Raw genomic sequence first — 245 nt, 5'->3', positions numbered from 1 at the left:
AATGCCCGAGGAGGCGTTTCTCCAGATAGGCGAGCCCGTGGTCGGTTTTAAGACGATCTTGGCGGAGGATCGACTTGCGATCGAGATCGCAAGGAGAGCCTTACGTGCCCATGCGCCACAACTTTTGAGCCTGTTGAAGTTTCGATTTTTCCCGGGGGGCGCTTCTGTGCTGTTCAACCACTATTTGCCCCCGTATTCTGCTGAAAAGCGGAATGACGTGCTCTGCTTGCTAGATGGCGACCAGG

1 protein-coding gene is annotated in these 245 nt (G+C 55.1%); it reads left to right on the top strand.

Features of this window, described 5'->3' with window-relative positions:
- Positions 1-245 (top strand): hypothetical protein (locus SB822_RS59880; RefSeq protein WP_410859482.1); only part of this gene is annotated, 245 nt, incomplete at both ends.

The organism is Paraburkholderia sp. SIMBA_054, from assembly GCF_046534875.1.
Classification (GTDB): domain Bacteria; phylum Pseudomonadota; class Gammaproteobacteria; order Burkholderiales; family Burkholderiaceae; genus Paraburkholderia; species Paraburkholderia hospita.
The sequence above is the reverse complement of the archived record's forward strand: the minus strand, read 5'-3'. Positions and strand labels throughout refer to the sequence as shown.